The 17480-nt window shown below is 69.7% G+C and carries 16 protein-coding genes; 4 read left to right on the forward strand and 12 right to left on the reverse strand.

Annotation, left to right across the window (positions count from 1 at the left end; translation table 11 throughout):
• Positions 1-558: 558 nt before the first annotated feature.
• Positions 559-1512, forward strand: coding sequence for a squalene cyclase (locus tag AB0O24_RS08270; RefSeq protein WP_363373968.1), 954 nt, complete (start codon positions 559-561; stop codon positions 1510-1512).
• Positions 1513-1535: 23 nt separating this feature from the next.
• Positions 1536-2987: a carboxylesterase family protein gene (locus tag AB0O24_RS08275; RefSeq protein ID WP_363373971.1), complete on the forward strand. Its 1452-nt coding sequence runs from the start codon at positions 1536-1538 to the stop codon at positions 2985-2987.
• Positions 2988-3238: 251 nt separating this feature from the next.
• On the opposite strand, the gene AB0O24_RS08280 is transcribed toward AB0O24_RS08275, so the two are convergent.
• The 10 genes from AB0O24_RS08280 to AB0O24_RS08325 all read right to left on the reverse strand — a co-directional run bounded on the left by AB0O24_RS08280 (position 3239) and on the right by AB0O24_RS08325 (position 14156).
• A complete protein-coding gene (locus AB0O24_RS08280) occupies positions 3239-4222 on the reverse strand; it encodes an LLM class F420-dependent oxidoreductase (protein WP_363373973.1) in 984 nt (327 codons plus the stop codon).
• A 103-nt stretch (positions 4223-4325) separates the two neighbouring features.
• Positions 4326-5813, reverse strand: coding sequence for an aldehyde dehydrogenase family protein (locus tag AB0O24_RS08285; RefSeq protein WP_275801729.1), 1488 nt, complete (start codon positions 5811-5813; stop codon positions 4326-4328).
• A gap of 43 nt (positions 5814-5856) precedes the next feature.
• A complete protein-coding gene (locus tag AB0O24_RS08290; RefSeq protein WP_275801730.1) occupies positions 5857-6786 on the reverse strand; it encodes a sugar phosphate isomerase/epimerase family protein in 930 nt (309 codons plus the stop codon).
• Between the two features lies 1 nt (position 6787).
• Positions 6788-7573, reverse strand: a complete 786-nt coding sequence (locus AB0O24_RS08295) for an SDR family oxidoreductase (RefSeq protein WP_275801731.1) — start codon at positions 7571-7573, stop codon at positions 6788-6790.
• A 69-nt stretch (positions 7574-7642) separates the two neighbouring features.
• Complete coding sequence (locus AB0O24_RS08300) at positions 7643-8620, reverse strand: sugar ABC transporter substrate-binding protein (protein WP_275801732.1); 978 nt, start codon at positions 8618-8620, stop codon at positions 7643-7645.
• Positions 8621-8724: 104 nt separating this feature from the next.
• Positions 8725-9708, reverse strand: coding sequence for an ABC transporter permease (locus AB0O24_RS08305; RefSeq protein WP_275801733.1), 984 nt, complete (start codon positions 9706-9708; stop codon positions 8725-8727).
• 1 nt (position 9709) lies between these two features.
• Positions 9710-11221, reverse strand: coding sequence for a sugar ABC transporter ATP-binding protein (locus AB0O24_RS08310; protein ID WP_275801734.1), 1512 nt, complete (start codon positions 11219-11221; stop codon positions 9710-9712).
• The gene (locus AB0O24_RS08315; protein ID WP_275801736.1) at positions 11218-12285 is read right to left on the reverse strand and encodes an alcohol dehydrogenase catalytic domain-containing protein; all 1068 of its coding nucleotides are present in this window, start codon (positions 12283-12285) and stop codon (positions 11218-11220) included. Before AB0O24_RS08315 ends, AB0O24_RS08310 begins: the two co-directional genes overlap by 4 nt.
• A gap of 24 nt (positions 12286-12309) precedes the next feature.
• Positions 12310-13269 (reverse strand): transketolase C-terminal domain-containing protein, encoded by a 960-nt coding sequence (locus AB0O24_RS08320; protein ID WP_363373979.1) that lies wholly within the window; start codon positions 13267-13269, stop codon positions 12310-12312.
• Positions 13269-14156 (reverse strand): transketolase, encoded by an 888-nt coding sequence (locus AB0O24_RS08325; protein WP_275801738.1) that lies wholly within the window; start codon positions 14154-14156, stop codon positions 13269-13271. The genes AB0O24_RS08320 and AB0O24_RS08325 overlap by 1 nt, the downstream gene beginning before the upstream one ends.
• Before the next feature lie 225 nt (positions 14157-14381).
• On the opposite strand from AB0O24_RS08325, the gene AB0O24_RS08330 reads away from it, so the two are divergent.
• Positions 14382-14903, forward strand: a complete 522-nt coding sequence (locus tag AB0O24_RS08330; RefSeq protein WP_275801739.1) for a MarR family winged helix-turn-helix transcriptional regulator — start codon at positions 14382-14384, stop codon at positions 14901-14903.
• A 69-nt stretch (positions 14904-14972) separates the two neighbouring features.
• Here the strand turns inward: AB0O24_RS08330 and hxlA are convergent, their stop codons facing one another.
• Both hxlA and hxlB read right to left on the reverse strand, forming a co-directional pair.
• The gene (hxlA, locus tag AB0O24_RS08335) at positions 14973-15596 is read right to left on the reverse strand and encodes a 3-hexulose-6-phosphate synthase (RefSeq protein ID WP_275800031.1); all 624 of its coding nucleotides are present in this window, start codon (positions 15594-15596) and stop codon (positions 14973-14975) included.
• Positions 15597-15665: 69 nt separating this feature from the next.
• A complete protein-coding gene (hxlB, locus tag AB0O24_RS08340; RefSeq protein ID WP_363374080.1) occupies positions 15666-16190 on the reverse strand; it encodes a 6-phospho-3-hexuloisomerase in 525 nt (174 codons plus the stop codon).
• Between the two features lie 165 nt (positions 16191-16355).
• Here hxlB and AB0O24_RS08345 point away from each other — a divergent pair, with 165 nt between their 5' ends.
• Entirely contained in the window at positions 16356-17288 is a 933-nt protein-coding gene (locus AB0O24_RS08345) for a LuxR C-terminal-related transcriptional regulator (RefSeq protein WP_363373983.1), read from the forward strand.
• Positions 17289-17480 lie beyond the last annotated feature (192 nt).

Here is a 17480-nt window from a genome sequence, read left to right on the forward strand (position 1 = left end):
CCGCGGCGTGGTGCGGGGCGGGGGCGGGGCGCATAAACGCGATCCACTCGCATAAACGCGCTCTCCACGTGTTTCCGTGCGCGAATCGCGTTTATGCGAGACGCGCCGGCTGCTGCTCACGGCAACCGCGCCGCCGCGCGTGACGCCCACCCGGCCGCGCGCCACCGCACAACCAGCCCAGCGCGCCGCCCAACCAGCCCGGCGCGCAGCCCGAACGGCCCGGCGCGCAGCCACGCCGACCGAACCCCGCGCATAAACGCTCTCCACTCGCATAAACGCGCTTTCCACGTGTTTCCGTGCGCGAATCGCGTTTATGCCCACCCCGACAGACGCGCCGGACGCTGCACTCCCAGACAGCGCCGTCGGGCGCGCATCGCGGCCGCGCGCACCCGGAGCCGGACGCCCGGGGGCACGCACCTCGCCCGGTCCCAGCGCCCCACCTCGCCCGATCCCTGCCCCGCACCTCGCCCGATCCCGGCTCCGCACCTCGCCCGACCCCGGGGCACGCATCCCACGCGGGACCTGTACGCACCGCGGCTACGGGCGTAACCTGCCCGGATGACCGACGACGACGTCCTCGCCTGGCTGGCCGACAGCGACCCGGCTTTGCGATGGAAGGTCGAGCGCGACCTGCTCGACGCCCCCGAGGAGCAGTGGCGAGCCACGCGCGCCCGGGTGGCGCACGAGGGGTTCGGGGCGCAGCTCCTCGCCGCGCAGGGCGAGGACGGGCTCTGGGCCGGCGGTGCGCACTTCCCGGCCGGCTTCCAGTGGGGTGATCCCCAGCCGTGGACCGCGACGTCGTGGTCGCTGATGAGCCTCCGCGAATGGGGAGTGGATGCCGAGGCCCTCCGCCCCGACACCGTCGAGCTCATCGACCGCAACATCCGCTGGGAGTACGACGACCTGCCCTTCTGGGGCGGAGAGGTCGACGCGTGCATCAACGCCTTCACCCTCGCGAGCGGAGCGTGGTTGGGGGCGGATGTCAGTGGCATCCGGAACTGGTTCGTCGAGCATCAGCTCGGTGACGGCGGCTGGAACTGCGAGTGGGTGGACGGGGCGACGAAGTCGTCGTTCCACTCCACGCTGAACTCCGTGATCGCGATCCTCGACGACGAGTGGCGCACCGGCGGCACCCCCGAGCTGCACGCGGCCCGGAAAGGCGGGGAGGAGTACCTGCTCGAGCGGAGGCTGCTGTACCGGCTGTCGACCGGAGAGCGGCACGCGTGGGCGCATCACCTGGGCTATCCGTTCCGTTTTCGCTACAGCGCGCTCCGCGCCCTCGACCACTTCCGCGCCGCGTCCGAACGCGACGGCACCGAGCCCGACCCGCGCTTGGCCGAAGCGATCGACCGGGTGCGCGCCTCGCGCGACACCGACGGCACGTGGCATCAGGCCTCCCCGCTCGAGGGGGCGGAATGGTTCGCCGTCGACGTCCCGGCCGGAGAACCGTCGCGCTGGCTGACGTTCTTCGCGCTGCGCGTCCTGCGCTGGTGGCACACCGCTCGCGCGTGAGCCCGACCGGGCAGGATGGGGGAATGGATGCCACCGTGCTCGCCGTCACCTCGAAGGGAACCGTGCGCGGGTTCCGGCGCGGCAGCACGGCGGTGTTCCTCGGCATCCCGTTCGCCCAGGCGCCCGTGGGGCCCCTTCGCTTCGGCGCCCCGGCGCCCGTCGTCCCCTGGGACGGCGAGCGCGACGCGACCGCGTACGGGCCGACGGCACAGCGGGGTGACGCCGGCATCACCCTCATCCCCGAGCCGAGTGTGCCCGGCGATGCCACGCTGAACGTCAACGTCTTCACCCCCGCGGATCGGGATCCAGATGCCACCCTCCCCGTGCTCGTGTGGATACACGGCGGCGGCTACACCTCGGGGTCGCCCGCGAGCCGGTGGTACGACGGTGACGCGTTCGCGCGCGACGGAGTCGTGACGGTCGTGATCTCGTACCGGATCGGCTTCGACGGGTTCGGGCTCATCGACGGCGCGCCCTCGAACCGCGGGCTGAGGGATCAGATCGCCGCCCTCCGGTGGGTGCAGGACGAGATCGGCGCGTTCGGCGGCGACCCGGCGCGCGTCACCGTCGCGGGGCAGTCGGCGGGCGGCGGGTCGGTGCTCGCGCTGATGGCGAGCCCCGCGGCATCCGGGCTCTTCCACGGGGCGATGGCGATCTCACCGGCGATCGGGGCGGTGCCCGCCGACGCCGCTCGACGCTTCGCCGCGCGTGTGGCGGAACTCGCGGGGGTGTCGGCCGACCGTGACGGGTTCGCGGCCGTTCCGGAGGAACGACTGGTCGAGCTGCAGAAGACCGCCGGGAAGCCCCCGCGCGGACGCGTGATCGCCTCGCTGACCGCGCTGCTCGACGACGGGCTGCCGCTCGGACCGGTGATCGATGGAGATCTCCTGCCGCGGCATCCGCTCGACGTGCTCGCCGAGGAGACGGGCGTGCCGCTCGTGATCGGCTCGACCGACGACGAGTTCACGATGCTCACCGCTCGCTACCGCGGCCTGCTGCGGTTCGTGCCCGTGTCGCTCGCGTTGGCCGTGCTGGGTCTCGGGCGGTCGCGTCGCCGTGCGTACCTCGCGCGCACGCGGCGACGGGGCGCCGCGGCGGTTCTCGGCGGATACGCGACGGACCGGGTGATCCGGGCGACCGTGTTGCGGGTCGCTCGGACGCGGGGTGTCGCGCCCACCTGGGTCTACCGCTTCGCGTGGCCGTCGCCCGTGTTCGGCACCGCGTGCCACTGCCTCGACGTGCCGTTCTGGTTCGACCACCTCGATGCGGAGGGGGTCACCGCGATCGCCGGGGATGCGCCTCCGCGAAGCCTCGCCGCGCAGCTGCACGGGGCGGCCGTTGCATTCGCGCGCGACGGCGATCCTGGCTGGCCCGCGTGGGATGCCACGGCACGACGGGCGCGGGTGTTCGACGGCGCGGCATCCGTCCCGTTCGTCGAGACCGACGCGTACGCCGACGTGGCGCCGCTGGTGTGACGTCGGCGCGCGGCACGGTCTGCACGCATCGGGCGGGAGGTCGCGCAGCGTGAGCGCGCGCATCGCGGACGAGGCCGCGCGACGCGGACACGCGCATCCCGGAGCGGGAAGCGCACCGAGATCGGACACACGCATCGGAATCGGACGCCACAGTCGCGGCGTTCCGATTCCGATGCGCTGATCCGATTCCGCGGCGCCGCGCGACGGTGCTCGCGCGAGCCCCGCGCCCCGCGCCCGGCGGAGAGGAAGGATCAGAGCGCCGGAATCACCTCGCGTTCGAACAGCGAGATGCCGGAGGTGTCGTAGGCCGCCTCGGGGAAGTAGTGGATCGCGTAGCCGAGGCCGTGTGCGGCACGTTCGCGCAGGCGCTCGACGATTCGCTCGGGCGTGCCGAAGCCGTCGGAGGCGCGGTAGTCGGCTTCGATGGCATCCGCTCGCTCATCGCCCACGTGCGGACGGAGCCGGGCGACGACGGCGGCAAGACGTTCCTCGGCCTCGGCCTCGGTCGCGGCGACGATCGTGTTGAAGTTGGTGGACTGCGTGATCTCGCTCGCATCGCGGCCGAGTGCCTCGCAGTGACCGCGCAGCACCGCGGTCTTGTGCTCGAACTCCTCGATCGAGCCGCCGAAGTTCGTGTACGACGCGTACTTCGCCGCGATCTTCAGGGTCACCTTCTCGCCGCCGCCCGCGATCCACAGCGGGATGCCGCCCTCCTGGAGCGGCTTCGGCTGCACGATGGCGCCGTCGACCTCGTAGTACTTCCCCGCCAGGGTCGCCTCGCCCGTGGTCCAGGCCTGGTGCATGATCTCGACACCCTCGCGAAGGCGCCCGAGGCGCTCGGCGATCGGCGGGAAGCCGTAGCCGTAGGCGCGCCACTCGTGCTCGTACCACCCGCCTCCGATGCCCATCTCGGCACGACCGCCGGAGATCGCATCGACCGTCGCCGCGACCTTCGCGAGGTAGGCCGGGTTGCGGTAGCCCATGCACGTGCACATCTGGCCCAGACGCACCCGATCGGTCGCGGCGGCGAAGGCCGCCATCAGCGTCCAGGCTTCGTGCGTCGCCTCGGCGCTGGGGACGGGCGTCGTGTGGAAGTGGTCGTAGACCCACAGCGAGGTCCAGGGGCCGTCGTCGGCGCTCTGCGCGAGCGCATTCATGACGCGCCAGTGCTCACTCGGATCGATGCCGACGAGGTCGAAGCGCCAGCCCTGCGGGACGAAGATGCCGAATTCCATGGCCTCACCCTAGGCGTGGCCACCGACATCTCGGGCGGGTCGGCGCGAATCCGCCGCAAAGAGACGAAAAAGGGGGCCGGCCCCACACCGGCCCCCTCCGCCCTCAGAGGGGGTACTGACCCGGCTCGCGCCGGACGGTGATCCACCGCGTCTCGGTGAACGCCTCGATGTTGGCGCTCGCCCCGCCGTGGCGAGAACCCGTGCCCGAGCTTCCGACGCCGCCGAACGGCGCGTTGGCCTCGTCGTTGACCGTCTGGTCGTTGACGTGGACGATCCCCGTGGGAATGCGGCGCGCGAGTTCGAGGCCCGCGAAGGCGTCGGCCGTGACGATGCCGAGCGAGAGCCCGTACTCGGTGTCCGAGGCCAGGGCGACAGCCTCGTCGTCGGTCGCGTACGAGACGACCGAGGCGACGGGGCCGAAGACCTCGTCGCAGTAGGCAGACGCTGTGCGGGGTGTGTTCGCCAGCACCGTCGGCCGGTAGAAGAGCCGGTCGTAGGTGCCGCCCGCGCGCAGTTCGGCCCCCTGTGCCACGGCATCCTGAACGAGGGAGTGCACGCGATCACGCTGCACCTCGTCGATCAGCGGGCCCAGGTGCGCGGGACCGGCGGCGGGATCGCCGACGTGCATCGACTCGGCCTTGGCCGCAAGCTTGTCGACGTACTCGTCGAACAGCGACTCGTGCACGATGTGACGGCCGACGGTCATGCAAATCTGACCCTGGTGCAGGAACGAGCCCCACGTCGCGAGGTTCACCGCCTTGTCGACATCGGCGTCGGCGCGCACAATGAACGCCGAGTTCCCCCCGAGCTCGAGGTGCGCGCGCGTGAGGTGGCGACCGGCCAGCTCGCCGACCGCGCGCCCCGCGCGGGTCGACCCGGTGAACGCGATGACCCGCACCCGGGGGTCGCTGACGAGAGCCTCGCCCACCTCGGCACCACCCGGGACCAGCTGTAGGACGCCCGCCGGCAGCCCGGCCTCTTCGAAGATGCGCACCATCGCCACACCGCCGGTGATGACGGTGCGCGGGTCGGGCTTGAGGATGACGGCGTTGCCGAGAGCCAGGGCGGGTGCCACGGCACGGATGCCGAGGATCAGCGGCACGTTGAACGGCGAGATCACGCCCACCACGCCCACCGGCACCTGCTCGGCGAGCGAGAGACGCGGCTGCTCGCTCGAGAGCACCTGGCCGAGCGGTGCCGACGGCAGGGACGCCGCTTCGTAGCACTCGGCAGCGGTGACGTGCAGCGCGAAGCCGGCCAGGGGCGGGATCGCGCCGACCTCGCGCACGTTCCACCCGCCGATCTCGTCGGCGTACTGCTCCCACAGTTCTCCCGCGCGACGCAAGACCTGGGCCCGCGCCGGGTGCGGCAGGGCGGCCCACTCCTTCTGCGCGCGCTGCGCGCCCTCGGCGGCCCGGGCGACATCGGCGGCATCACCCATGCCGACCTGCGCGAGAGTCTCTCCGGTCGCGGGCTCGATCGAGGGGATCGACCCTCCACCCCCGGGAACCCACTGTCCGTCGAGGAAGATCCTCTCCTCGAAGACGGCGGGGTCGATCAGCGTCTCGGTGGTCACGGTCATCGTTGACATGGTGTTCTCCTTGTTCCTGTTCGTGAGTGTTCCCGGCCGTCGCTCACCGCGCGGCGGCCGGTTCGATGCGTTCCAGTCGGCGGACACGGCGCCCGACGACGCTCGCCGCCCACCCGCGGCGGATGCGGGGCACGACACCTTCGACCACGTCGGCACCGCGATCGAAGGTGCGCCGCCACACGGCGAGCATGTCGGCGACCGCCTCGGGGATGCCGGGACGCGAGAACGACTCGACACCCCAACGCCCCTCGTAGCCCTCGTCGAGAGCGTCCCTCACGACGCCCTCGATGTCGACCGCACCGTCTCCGAAGACGCCGCGACCCGATTGGCCGAGTTCGAGGTAGCGGAGTCTGGGCAACGCGGTGCGGATCGCGCCGCGCATGCTCTCTTCCTCGATCGCCATGTGGAAGGTGTCGAGATGAAGGAACAGATTCTCGCTCCCGCTGCGCGCGACGAAGTCCATGGCATCCGCCGCGGTGTTGACGACGTTGGTCTCGTACCGGTTCAGCACCTCGAGGGTCATGGTGACCCCCTCCGCGGCGGCGCGGTCCGCCACGATGCCGATGTCGCGCGCGATCCGCTCCACGCGTCCCGGGTCGGGGAGGGCACGCGCGTGTCCGAGCAACCCGTAGGGCACGCCGTTCATCTGATCCCCGCCGAGCGCGACGGTGAGGTCGAGCGCCGCGTGAAGCACCTGGATGCCGCGAGCCCGCACGTCCTCGTCGTCGGAGCTGACGTCGGCGGAGGGGTCTTGACCGGCGATCGTGATCGGGGCGAGGTGCGCGCCCTGCAGCAGCCGCCGGACGCGGTCGAGATCAGTGGCATCCGGATCCAGGGGAGGAAGCACCACGCGTCGGAAGCCGGCCTCGGCGATGGTGTCCAGCGCCGCCTCGACCCCGTCGTCGTCCATGGTCGCGACGAAGACGTTCAGGTGGCACGCAGCGTCGAGCTCGAGAGGCAGAACCTGATTCATGTCAGAAATCCGGCAGGTCCAGCCGCTGCTTGAAGACGGAGTACCCGTCATCGACGTGCACCACGGTGCCGTTGATGACGTTGGCCTCGTCGGATGCCAAGAACGCGACCACGTTCGCGATCTCCTCGGGCTCGGTGAGCACACCGCGCAGCTGCTCAGCGGCGAAGGTGTCACGCAGCTCGTCGCTGAACTGGTTGATGATCGGTGTGCGCACCCGCCCCGGGGTGATCGCGACCGCGCGCACGCCGTACTCGGCGAGCTCGTAGGCCGCGGACCGGGTGAAGGAGATGACCGCGGCCTTGGCCGCGCTGTAGGCGAAGGCGACCTCGGCAGCCTGCTCGCCGTAGATGGACGACGTGCTGATGATCACGCCGCCGGTTCCCTGTGCGCGGAACTGACGCCCGGCCGCGAGGATGCCGTGGTAGACGCCGTCCTGGTCGATGCGCACGATCGGGTCGTAGTCCACCGCGGGGTCGTGCTCGAGCAGCCGGCGTCCTCCGGCAATGCCGGCGTTGTTGAAGATGATGTCGAGGCGTCCGAACGTCTCGACCGTGGCCTGCACGGCGGCTTCCACCTCGGCGAGGACCGACACGTCGGCACCGAAGGCGGCCACGGTCTCGGAACCGGCGTCAGCACCGGCGATCTCGTTCGCCGTCGCCTGCGCCCGTTCGAGGTCGCGGTCGACGATCATCACGCGAGCGCCCTCGCGGACGAACTTCTCCACGGTCGCGCGGCCGATCCCGCTCGCGCCGCCCGTGATGAGGGCGGTCTTGTCTTTCAGTCGCATCGTTGCGCCTTTCTCAGCAGAGTGCATGAAGGGGCGAGGACGGGCGGGCGCACCCGCCCGTCCTCGTGGTCACTTGGCGTCGGTCGGGGTGATGGTCGCGGCGTTGGCGCGATCCACCAGTGTCACGTCGACCTCGACGAAGTTCTCGGACGGGCGGGTTCCGTCCTTCGCGTACGCCTGCATCGCGGCGACCACGTCGCCGAGAACCTCGTCGAAAGGCTGTACGACCGTCGCGTAGAACGGCCCGCCCTTCTCGATCTGCTCGACGGCCGCACCGATCGCGTCGACGCCGGTGACGTAGATGTCGTCGCGGCCGGCCTCGTTGATCGCCTGCACAGCGCCCAGCGCGGCGTGGTCGAACCCGACCCACACGCCGTCGAGGCCGTTGGGGTTGGCCTGCAGGTAGTCGGCCACGAACTTCAGCGACTCCTCTTGCGACGAACCGGGCTGCAGGATCTGCTTGATCTCGCCGCCGGCGATGTTTGCGCCCGCAGCCTTGAGCAGGTCCTCCGCCATGTGACTGCGCGTCATGATGCCGATGTGCGGGTCGTGCCCGATGATCATGACGTTCTTGCCCTTGAGACCGCCCATGGCCTCGTCGAGCGCACCCACGGTGTCGTCGGCGATCTGCTGCTGGTTGGTCGTCACATCGATCGCGAAGTCGGCGTTGGGCTCCACACCGCCGTCGACGGAGAAGATCGGGATGTCCGCATCCTTCGCCGCCCGCACGATCGGGCTGATCTGGCGAGGGTCGGGGAATCCGGCGAACACGGCATCCGCTCCCTGGCTGATCGCCGCCGCCACGTCGTTGTTGAGCTGGTCGTACGACTCATTCGTGTACAGGGTGACGTCCCAGCCGAGGCCCTTGGCCTGCTCGACGAAGGCGTCGGTGGTCGACTTGCCCACGGGCGTGCCGTAGCCCTGTGTGAAGGCGATGACCTTGAAGGTGTCGCCTCCGCCTGCGGAGGCGGCACCGCCCGCGCAGCCGACGATACTCACGCCGGCGGCGACGACAATGGCGCCGAAGGCGAGAATCTTCTTGAACATCTCGGTGCTCCCATTCATTGGTGTTCGTGATCACGCGTGTGGTGATCGGGGTGTTCGTCTTTCTTCTGAGCGACGGACCAGGCGTCCGTCACTCTTCGCGACGTCTACGCGTCGCGGGCTTTGAGCGCCGACAGGGTGACGGCGGCGATGATGATGAGGCCGGTCAGCACCTGCTGCACGTAGGTGTTGACGCCGAGGATGTTCAGGCCGTTGCTCAGCACGCCGATGATGCCGACGCCCACGAGGGTCCCGCCGAGGTTCGCCTGGCCGGACTTCAGGATCGTCATGCCGAGGAACACGGCGGCGATGGCCAGCAGCATGTAGTTGTTTGCGCTGGCGGAGCTCGCACTTCCGAGGCGGCTGACCAGCACGATTCCGCCGACCGCGGAGCCCAGCCCCGCGAAGGTGAAAGCGAGCAGGCGGGCGCGACGCACGTTGACACCCGACAGTCGCGCCACCTCGGCGTTGCCGCCGACCGCGTAGAGCCGACGCCCGAAGGTCGTGAAGCGCAGCACCACCCACACCAGCGCCGCGATCAGCAGCGCGAACACCACCGGCATCGGCATCCCGAGCACTCGTCCCTGCCCGATCCAGAAGAACTCCTCGGGCATGCCGTAAAGGGTCGTGCCGTTGGTGACGATGTACGCCAGGCCTCCCACGGTGGTCATGGTCGCCAGCGTCGCGACGAAGGCCGACAGCTTCACGTACGCGACGAGCACGCCGTTGACAGCACCGACCAGGGCACCCGCGGCGAGCGCCACGAGGATGGCGAGGGGAACCGGCGTCCCTCCGATCATCAGAGCCGTGGCGATCGCGCCCGACAGCGTGGCGTTGGTGCCGACCGACAGGTCGAAGTCGCCCACGACCATCACGAGCGTCTGAGCCGCGGCGATGATGGTGAGGATCGCGACCTGCTCGAAGATGTTGCGCACGTTCGTGAAGCTGGGGAACACGTCGGGGCGCACGATCGTGAAGAACACGATGAGCACGATCAGGGCCAGCACGGTGCCGCCCTGCCAGAGGAGCTGGGCGATCGGGGTGCGCTCCTGCGGCGTCATCGCCGTGGACAGCGTCTGGGTTTCGGGCATGTCATGCCACCCTTCCGTAGCAGTAGGACAAGAGGGATTCGTCGTCGGCCGTGGCGGCCGGGACGTCGGCGGTCAGTCGTCCCTCGTGCATGATGAGGATGCGATCGCTGACGCCGATCAGTTCGGGCAGTTCGGAGGAGACCAAGATGACGGTCGTTCCGGTCGAAGCGAGCTGGCGGATCAGGCGGTAGATCTCCGCTTTGGTACCGACGTCGATGCCACGGGTGGGCTCGTCCATCAACAGGACGCGGGGAGCGCGCGCCAGCATCTTGGCCAGCACGACCTTCTGCTGGTTTCCCCCCGAGAGCTGGCCGACGGGCTGTCGGGGCCCGCGCGCTTTGATCTGCAGGTCGCGGAGCGAACGCTGCGCGAGCTCGGTGATCTGGGCGCGTGAGACCCATCCGGCCTTCGAGACGGTCCCGAGGTTGGCCAGGGCGATGTTGTCTTGGATGGGAGCTCCCACCATGACGCCCTGTGTGCGGCGTTCCTCGGGCACGAGGGCGATGCCGGCTGCGAGCGCCGGACCCACCCCCGGCCGTGTGAGCTCGACCCCGTCGAGACGGATCTCGCCGGCGGCGCGCTTCTGCGCACCGGAGAGGATGCGCATCACCTCGCTCCGCCCCGCACCGGCCAGCCCGCCGATGCCGAGCACCTCCCCCGCGTGGGCCTCGAAGCTGATGTCGGACACCCGTCGGCCGGTCAGGCCCGAGACCGCGAGGGTCACGGTGGAGGTGGCGGTGCCCCGGTCGGGGAACAGCTCATCCGCCTTGCGCCCCACCATGGTCGAGATGACCTCGTCGACGGTGATGTCGGCGACATCGCGCGTGGTGATCGTGCGGCCGTTGCGCATGATGGTCAGCCGGTCGCAGAGCTCGAAGACCTCCTCGAGCCGGTGCGACACGTAGACGATCGCGACGCCGTCTTCGCGCAGCGCCCGGAGCACCGTGAACAGGTCGCGGATCTCGATGTCGGTGAGGGATGCCGTGGGCTCGTCGAGGATGAGCACCCGCGCGTCGGTGGCCAGGGCTCGCGCGACCGCGACCATCGTCTGTTGCACGGGCGAGAGGTGCCCGGCGAGCTTCCCGAGCGGGATGCGCTGGTTGAGACGGGCGAGCTGCTCGCCCGCGCGGCGCAGCAGCGCACGGCGGTCGACGAACAGGCCCCTGCGCGGCGTCTCGTCGCCCAGGAGGATGTTCTCGGCGACGCTGATCGTGGGGATGATCGACAGCTCCTGGTAGAGAGCGACGATCCCGGCCCGGTGGGCGGCCCGCACTCCCGCGAACTCCACGGGCTGTCCGCCCCGCTCGATCCGGCCGCCGTCCGCGGTGTACAGCCCCGTGAGCACCTTGATGAGTGTGGACTTTCCTGCTCCGTTTTCGCCGAGCAGCGCGTGGATCTCTCCCGCGCGCACCTGAAGGTTCACCCTTTGCAACGCGTGCACGCCGTCGAACGACTTCACGACGTCGACGCCCTCGAGAGCGTATGCCGTCGCCGTCTGGGCGACACCGGTCATGACAGCTGTCCTTCCAGGTCGGGGTTGCAGCGGATGACGACCTTCGGGTGACGTCCGCTCAGGTGCTCGTCGAACGCGCGCGCGGCATCGTCGATGTCGAACACGGCACGCGTGAGCTCGCCCAGATCGAGGGAGGGCAGCACCTGCAACGCCCGCGGAAAGGCGTAGGGCGAGACGAAGAGACCGGTCAGCGTGAGCTCGCGCAGGTAGAGGTATCGCGTGAGGTTCAGCGGCATGTCGTAGTCGTGGGGGTACTGCGCCCCGTAGATCACCGTGCCGCCCTGCGCGGCGAGGTCGAGCAGGCTTTGCGTGGCACGGGTGGAACCGGATGCGTCGATGACCACGTCGTAGCCACGCTCCTCGGTGAGATCCATCGCCACCGCGTGCTGGTTCTCGTGAATCGGGTCGATCACGTAGTCGGCACCTGATCGCCGCGCCATGGTGCGGCGATCGGCGAGCGGCTCGATCATGGTGAGGGAGGTGGCACCGAAGCGCTTCATCACCTGCAGGCACAGCTGGCCGATGGGTCCGCCGCCGCAGACGACGACGCGGTCGCCGACGCGCATGTTGGTCTTGTCGGCGATGCGCACCGCCACGGAGGTGGGTTCGAGCAGGCAGCCCTCGAGCAAGGAGACGCTGTCGGGCAGTTTGTAGACCTGCGACTCGTGCCAGGTCACGGTCTCGGCCATGCCGGGACGGTTGTACTCCTGGATGAACCGGCAGAACTGCTGCCGCCCTTCCCTGCACGGGGGGCAGGTCCCGCAGAACCGCAGGAAGTTGCCGGCGACACGATCTCCGATGGCGAGCCCGTTGCGGTGCGCCCGTTCGCCGAGGGCCTCGACGACGCCCGACAGCTCGTGTCCGAGTCCGATGGGCACGTCGTCGCCGAAGAATCCCGCGGCGATGTGCGGGTCGGATCCGCAGATCGCGGAGTAGGCGACGCGCACGCGCACGTCTTCCGGGCCGAGTTCGGGTTCGGGGAAGTCCACGACCTCGATCCGACCGCGAGCATCGAGATCGGCATCTTGAAGATGCCCGACCTTCGTGACGGCTATGGTCTTCATCTCTCGTCTCCCATGAGCAGCGGGTCAGACGCGAGCCGCGCGGCGGAGGGCGTCGAGGGTGTGGACGAGTCCGTAGCCGTGCTTGTCGCGGAGCTCCTCGTCGTCGCCGAAGCCGGCGTAGACCTGGGGGATGCCGAGACGCTCGAAGGAGCGCAGGTGCACACCGCGATCCGCGATGACGTCAGAGATCCGCGAAGCCAGTCCGCCGTAGGCCAGGTGGTCCTCCAACACGACGAATCGACCACCCGTCTCGTCGGCGCAGCGCAGCACGAGCGCGTCGTCGAGCGGCTTGAGGGTGAACATGTCGACGACACGAACCGAGATGCCCTCGTCGGCGAGCTGCTCGGCGGCATCCAGCGCCTGAGCAACCGTCGTGCCGTGGGTGAAGACGGTGACGTCGCTCCCGTCGCGGGCGACGATGCCTTTGCCGATGCGGATGTCGTGCTCGCCCTCGGCGTAGAGCACTCGGTCCTTCTTGCCGACCGCGAGACGGACGTACAGTGGCCCCGGCATCGACATCGACTGGCGCAGGATCTCGCCCACCATGAGCGGGTCGCCGACGGAAGTGACGGTCATGTTCGTCAGCGCGCACATCAGCGCCAGGTCTTCGACCGCGTAGTGGGTCGAGCCGCCGTTGCCGACGAGACCGCCGTGCGTGCCGATGATCTTCACCGGCAGGTTGGGGTAGCAGATGTCGCTGCGCACCTGTTCGAGCGCGCGCATGCTGAGGAAGGGGAGCATGCCCGAGACGACGGGGATGTTGCCGTCGTACGCGAGTCCGGCAGCGATTCCGACGCACGCCTGCTCGGCGAGCCCCACGTCGATGAAGCGGTTGGGGAACTTCTCGCGGAACTCCAGGAGGGTGGCACCGATGTCGGGGGTGAGCACCCAGAGGTTCGGGTGGTCGTCGCCGAGCTCGGCCAGGGTCGTGCCGATGACCGAGCGGGCCGAGAACATCTCGCCGAAGGTGAAGGTGACAGGCATCAGTTGAGCTCCGATCCGTTGGAGGACGAACGGTTGGCGGCGAGGGAGGCGAGGGCCCGCTCCAGGTCGGCCGCGCCGAGGGAGCCGGCGTGCCAGGCGAGGTTGCGCTCCATGAAGTCGACGCCCTTGCCCTTGACGGTCTCGCAGATGATGACCGTGGGCACCTCGCTGTCGGCATCCGGGAGCGCGTCGATGGCGGCGACGAGCTCGCTCATGTCGTGCCCGTCGATCTCGACGACGTTCCACCCGAACGCGCGCCATTTGTCGGGGTAGGGCTCGAAGAGCACGCGCTCCTCGGCGAAGCTCGTCATGAGCTGCCGGTTGCGGTCGACGAGGGCGACGAGGTTGCCGAGCTTCTGGCTGCGCCCCGACATGACGGCCTCCCAGACCGACCCTTCGCCAGTCTCTCCGTCACCGAGCAGGCAGAAGACGCGGTGGGCCTCGCCGCGACCGCGCGCGCTCAGCGCCATGCCGACCGCGATGGGCAGTCCGTGCCCGAGCGACCCCGTCGAGCACTCCACCCCGGGCAGCTGCACCTTGCAGGGGTGCATGCCGAACGCGCTGTCGAGCTGACCGTAGGTGCGGACGATGTCGTCGTAGTCGAAGAACCCGCGGATCGCCATCGCGATGTACATGCAGACCGCCGCGTGCCCCTTGCTCAGCACGAATCGGTCTCGGGTCGGGCTCGAGATGTCGGACGGGTCGACGTCCAGGCCGTAGCTGAAGAGGGCGGTGAAGATGTCGGCGGCGGAGAGATCGCCTCCGATGTGCACGGCACCCTCGTACGTTCCGCACAGCTGCAGGAGCTTGGTCCGCAGCTCGAAAGCGGTGTCTTCCAGTTCGCTGACACTCGGGCGTCGGGTGTCTCGGCGTTCGTCGACTGTCATCGCCTGCCTCCTCATTGATCGCATGGCTTACGGCGCTCTTCCTGAGCGGCGCGTGTTCTTCGGGTCGGGATCGAGCTGCTCTGCTCATCCGCGGCATTAGAGAACCACAATCTCGTTTACATGTAAAGCACTAGAGATATAAAACCTTGGTAACGTGCTGAGAGGGGGGCGTAGGGTCTTTCGATACCCCGGCCCTACCGACAATGGAAGGAGGGTGACCGCTCAATGACGAAGCCCGTACCCCCGCAGTTCGACACCCTCGACGTCGTGACGGCACCGCTCGATCGCATCGTCGACCCCGAGAACTTCACGCCTCGACTCGTGTCGATCCTGTCCAACGCGCTCGTGAGCCGGGAGTCGGCCGAGCTGCGCAGCCGCTTTTCGCTCGGCACCAACGAGTGGCGCGTACTGTCGGCCCTGGCGACAAAGCCGGGCGCGACCGCCAAAGACGTGTCCGAGTTCCTCGTGCTCAATCCCGCCCTGATATCTCGCAGTGTCAGCACGCTCGTCGCCCGCAGCCTGATCGTGCTGAGTGACGGCCCGCGCGGCTCACGTCCGATGTACCTCACGGCCGCCGGAGCCGCGCTGCACGACGAGATGCTGCCGGTCTCCCTGCGGGGACAGGAGATCGTGCTGGCAGAGTTCCGACCCGACGAGGTCGAGCTGCTGAACTCTCTGCTGCGCCGGATGCTCCGCCAGGCACCGGCGCTGCAGTCGGTCGACCGGCATGTCGAAGCCGGCACCTGAGGGGTTTCGCTCCTCAAAACCCAAAGCGCCCCTCCTCGAAAGGAGGGGCGCTCAGCTGTTGGCGGTCGATCAGGCGATCGCGGCGCGCAGAGCGGCAGCCGCAGCGCCCACGTCGGGCGCGCCGTAGATCGCGCCGCCGGCCACGGCGACCACGGCACCCGAGTCACGCACCGACGGGATCGTGTCGGCGTTGATGCCGCCGGCGACCGAGAAGGGCACGCCCGAGGCCTTGCCGTCGTCGAGGAGGGTCGAGAAGGTGAAGCCCTCCTCGGCCTGCTCGTCGAGCCCGGCGTGCATCTCGACGAACTCGGCACCGAGGGCGACGACCTCGCGCGCCCGCTGCGGCTTGTCGGCGACGCCGATCAGGTCGACGACCACTCCCTTGCCGTGCGCCTTGGCCGCCTTGACGGCACCGGCGATGGTGCTGTCACCCGCCGAGCCGAGCACCGTGATCAGGTCGGCACCGGCGGTGAAGGCGATGTCCGCCTCGAGCTCTCCGGCATCCATCGTCTTCAGATCGGCGAAGACGATCTTGTCGGGGTGGGCCTGCTTCACGGCGGTGATCGCCGACAGTCCGGCGCTCTTGATGAGCGGCGTGCCGAGCTCGAGGATGTCGACGTGCGGCGCCGCGGCGGCGGCGAGCTCGAGGGCGGCCTCGGTGGTGAGCGTGTCCATGGCGAACTGCAGTTTCATCGTGTCCTTATCGGGGTGAGCAGGGCGGCCGGGTGCCGCCGCTGAGTCGAGAGCTCGAAGGGAGCGAGGTCATTCGAGGTTGGCGTGGCGCGGCCAGAGGTCGTCGGCGCTCGCGCCCGAGCGCTTCCACAGCGTGTGGAAGAGGGCATCGCCGACCAGCACGACGATCTGCTCGAAGAGGCTGCCGGCGTACTGCGCGCTCGCGCTCTCGGAGCGGTCTCGCTTCGCCGCGGCGGGGATCACCACGGCCACCGTGGACAGAGCCGAAAGAGGAGATTCGGATGCCGTGGTGATGACGGCCACGCGCGCGCCGGCCGCGACAGCGATCTCGGCTGCGCGCACGATGCCGCTGGTAGTACCGGATCCGCTCGCGACCAGGAGCAGATCGCCCTCGCCGATCGCCGGAGTGGTGACCTCGCCCGCCACGAACACGGGGAGTCCGAGGTGCATGAGCCTCATCGCCGTCATGCGCAGCGCGAGCCCGGAGCGGCCCGCACCCATCACGAAGACACGTTCGGCCCCCGCCACGAGATCCGCCAGATCGTCGAGGGAAGCGGCATCCGCCGCAGAGGCGTCGCCGATCAGACGGTCCACCCCGGTGGCGATCTCGCTCGCGATGAGGGCGAGGGCTGTGGGAGCGTCGACATCGGGGGTGGCCACTCGACCATGCTCGCCTGACCGTCGCGACCGTGCCGCTCCCCGGTCGCACAGCCCACCTACCCGAAAGGGGAGGTCTGCGGGACGCGTATAGTTCCGTTCATGTCGAGAACGCCCACTCACGACGACGCGCTCCTCGACCGCGCGCCCGATCTCGCGGCATCCGAAACCGAACCCGGAAGCCGCGGGGGCGACGAGGACGCGGCTCAACCGACCGCCGCCCTCCCCTCCCCTGCCACCCGGCAGCTGATCCTGGACCACGCGCGCACCGTGGCGGAACAAGCGGACCGTCACGCGGTCACGCTCGAGTCGATCCTCGCGATCCTTCGCTCGCGCAAACTCGACGACCGCGCTGCCCGTGCGCTCGCGACCGACGTGGCGGCGGGAGCGCTCGTCGGCCTCCGCACCTCAACGGACGAACAGCGCGACAGCATGATCGAGCCGGTGACGGGTGCCTTCGCGCGCTTGCGGAGCGATCTGCGCCCCCTGGTGCGCCACGGCGACCTCGACCTGCAGTTCGTCGAGCCGCCGGCGTCAGGGAGAGCGCTTCCGGGCGAGGTCGCCCACACGGCGAGGGCCATCGTGCGCAGTGCGGTGCTCGCGTTCGTCGACCAGGGAGAGACCTCGCGCGTGCGCATCCAGTGGGACTGCGACGGCCTGAACCTACTGATCGGCATCCGCGATGACGGGCGCGGCGAACTGACCGCGCACGACGACTCGCTGCGCCCGATCGTCGAGCGCGTGGCGGCTCTCGGCGGATCGTTCGCCGTGTCGTCGACGGCGGGGTGGGGCTCCGATCTCTCGGTGCGTCTCCCCCTGGATCCCCCGGCCGCACCGGAGCTCCTCGACGATCGCGTGCCCCTGAGCCCACGCGAGCGCGATGTCCTGCGCCTCGTCGCCTCGGGGGCCCGCAACCGCGCGATCGCCGAGCGGCTCGGCATCACGGAGAACACCGTGAAGTTCCACGTGTCGAATCTGCTGCGCAAGGCCGGGGCCGTCTCCCGCTCCGAGCTCGCCGCGCTCGCCTCCCCCTAGCGGTGGCAAGGTACACGACGCAGGAAGCCCGGTGCCGCGGCACGCCCGATCGACGTGATCCCGCGGTGGGCCGGCCGCGGTGCCGCGGATGTCCTGCGTTGTGCACGCCGGGTGGCGCGGGGCGTCAAACCCGAGCCTCCGGCGTCGCGCCGGCCTCGCGACACCCGGCGGCGCGGGGCCCCAGCCTTCCGC

The sequence above is a fragment of the Microbacterium sp. NPDC086615 genome (genome assembly GCF_040686055.1).
Classification (GTDB): domain Bacteria; phylum Actinomycetota; class Actinomycetes; order Actinomycetales; family Microbacteriaceae; genus Microbacterium.

Bases quoted from the DNA above. Each gene is read 5' to 3' on its own strand.
- AB0O24_RS08270 (WP_363373968.1), top strand. From the start codon at position 559: ATGACCGACGACGACGTCCTCGCCTGGCTGGCCGACAGCGACCCGGCT.
- AB0O24_RS08275 (WP_363373971.1), top strand. From the start codon at position 1,536: ATGGATGCCACCGTGCTCGCCGTCACCTCGAAGGGAACCGTGCGCGGG.
- AB0O24_RS08280 (WP_363373973.1), bottom strand. From the start codon at position 4,222: ATGGAATTCGGCATCTTCGTCCCGCAGGGCTGGCGCTTCGACCTCGTC.
- AB0O24_RS08285 (WP_275801729.1), bottom strand. From the start codon at position 5,813: ATGTCAACGATGACCGTGACCACCGAGACGCTGATCGACCCCGCCGTC.
- AB0O24_RS08290 (WP_275801730.1), bottom strand. From the start codon at position 6,786: ATGAATCAGGTTCTGCCTCTCGAGCTCGACGCTGCGTGCCACCTGAAC.
- AB0O24_RS08295 (WP_275801731.1), bottom strand. From the start codon at position 7,573: ATGCGACTGAAAGACAAGACCGCCCTCATCACGGGCGGCGCGAGCGGG.
- AB0O24_RS08300 (WP_275801732.1), bottom strand. From the start codon at position 8,620: ATGTTCAAGAAGATTCTCGCCTTCGGCGCCATTGTCGTCGCCGCCGGC.
- AB0O24_RS08305 (WP_275801733.1), bottom strand. From the start codon at position 9,708: ATGCCCGAAACCCAGACGCTGTCCACGGCGATGACGCCGCAGGAGCGC.
- AB0O24_RS08310 (WP_275801734.1), bottom strand. From the start codon at position 11,221: ATGACCGGTGTCGCCCAGACGGCGACGGCATACGCTCTCGAGGGCGTC.
- AB0O24_RS08315 (WP_275801736.1), bottom strand. From the start codon at position 12,285: ATGAAGACCATAGCCGTCACGAAGGTCGGGCATCTTCAAGATGCCGAT.
- AB0O24_RS08320 (WP_363373979.1), bottom strand. From the start codon at position 13,269: ATGCCTGTCACCTTCACCTTCGGCGAGATGTTCTCGGCCCGCTCGGTC.
- AB0O24_RS08325 (WP_275801738.1), bottom strand. From the start codon at position 14,156: ATGACAGTCGACGAACGCCGAGACACCCGACGCCCGAGTGTCAGCGAA.
- AB0O24_RS08330 (WP_275801739.1), top strand. From the start codon at position 14,382: ATGACGAAGCCCGTACCCCCGCAGTTCGACACCCTCGACGTCGTGACG.
- hxlA (WP_275800031.1), bottom strand. From the start codon at position 15,596: ATGAAACTGCAGTTCGCCATGGACACGCTCACCACCGAGGCCGCCCTC.
- AB0O24_RS08345 (WP_363373983.1), top strand. From the start codon at position 16,356: ATGTCGAGAACGCCCACTCACGACGACGCGCTCCTCGACCGCGCGCCC.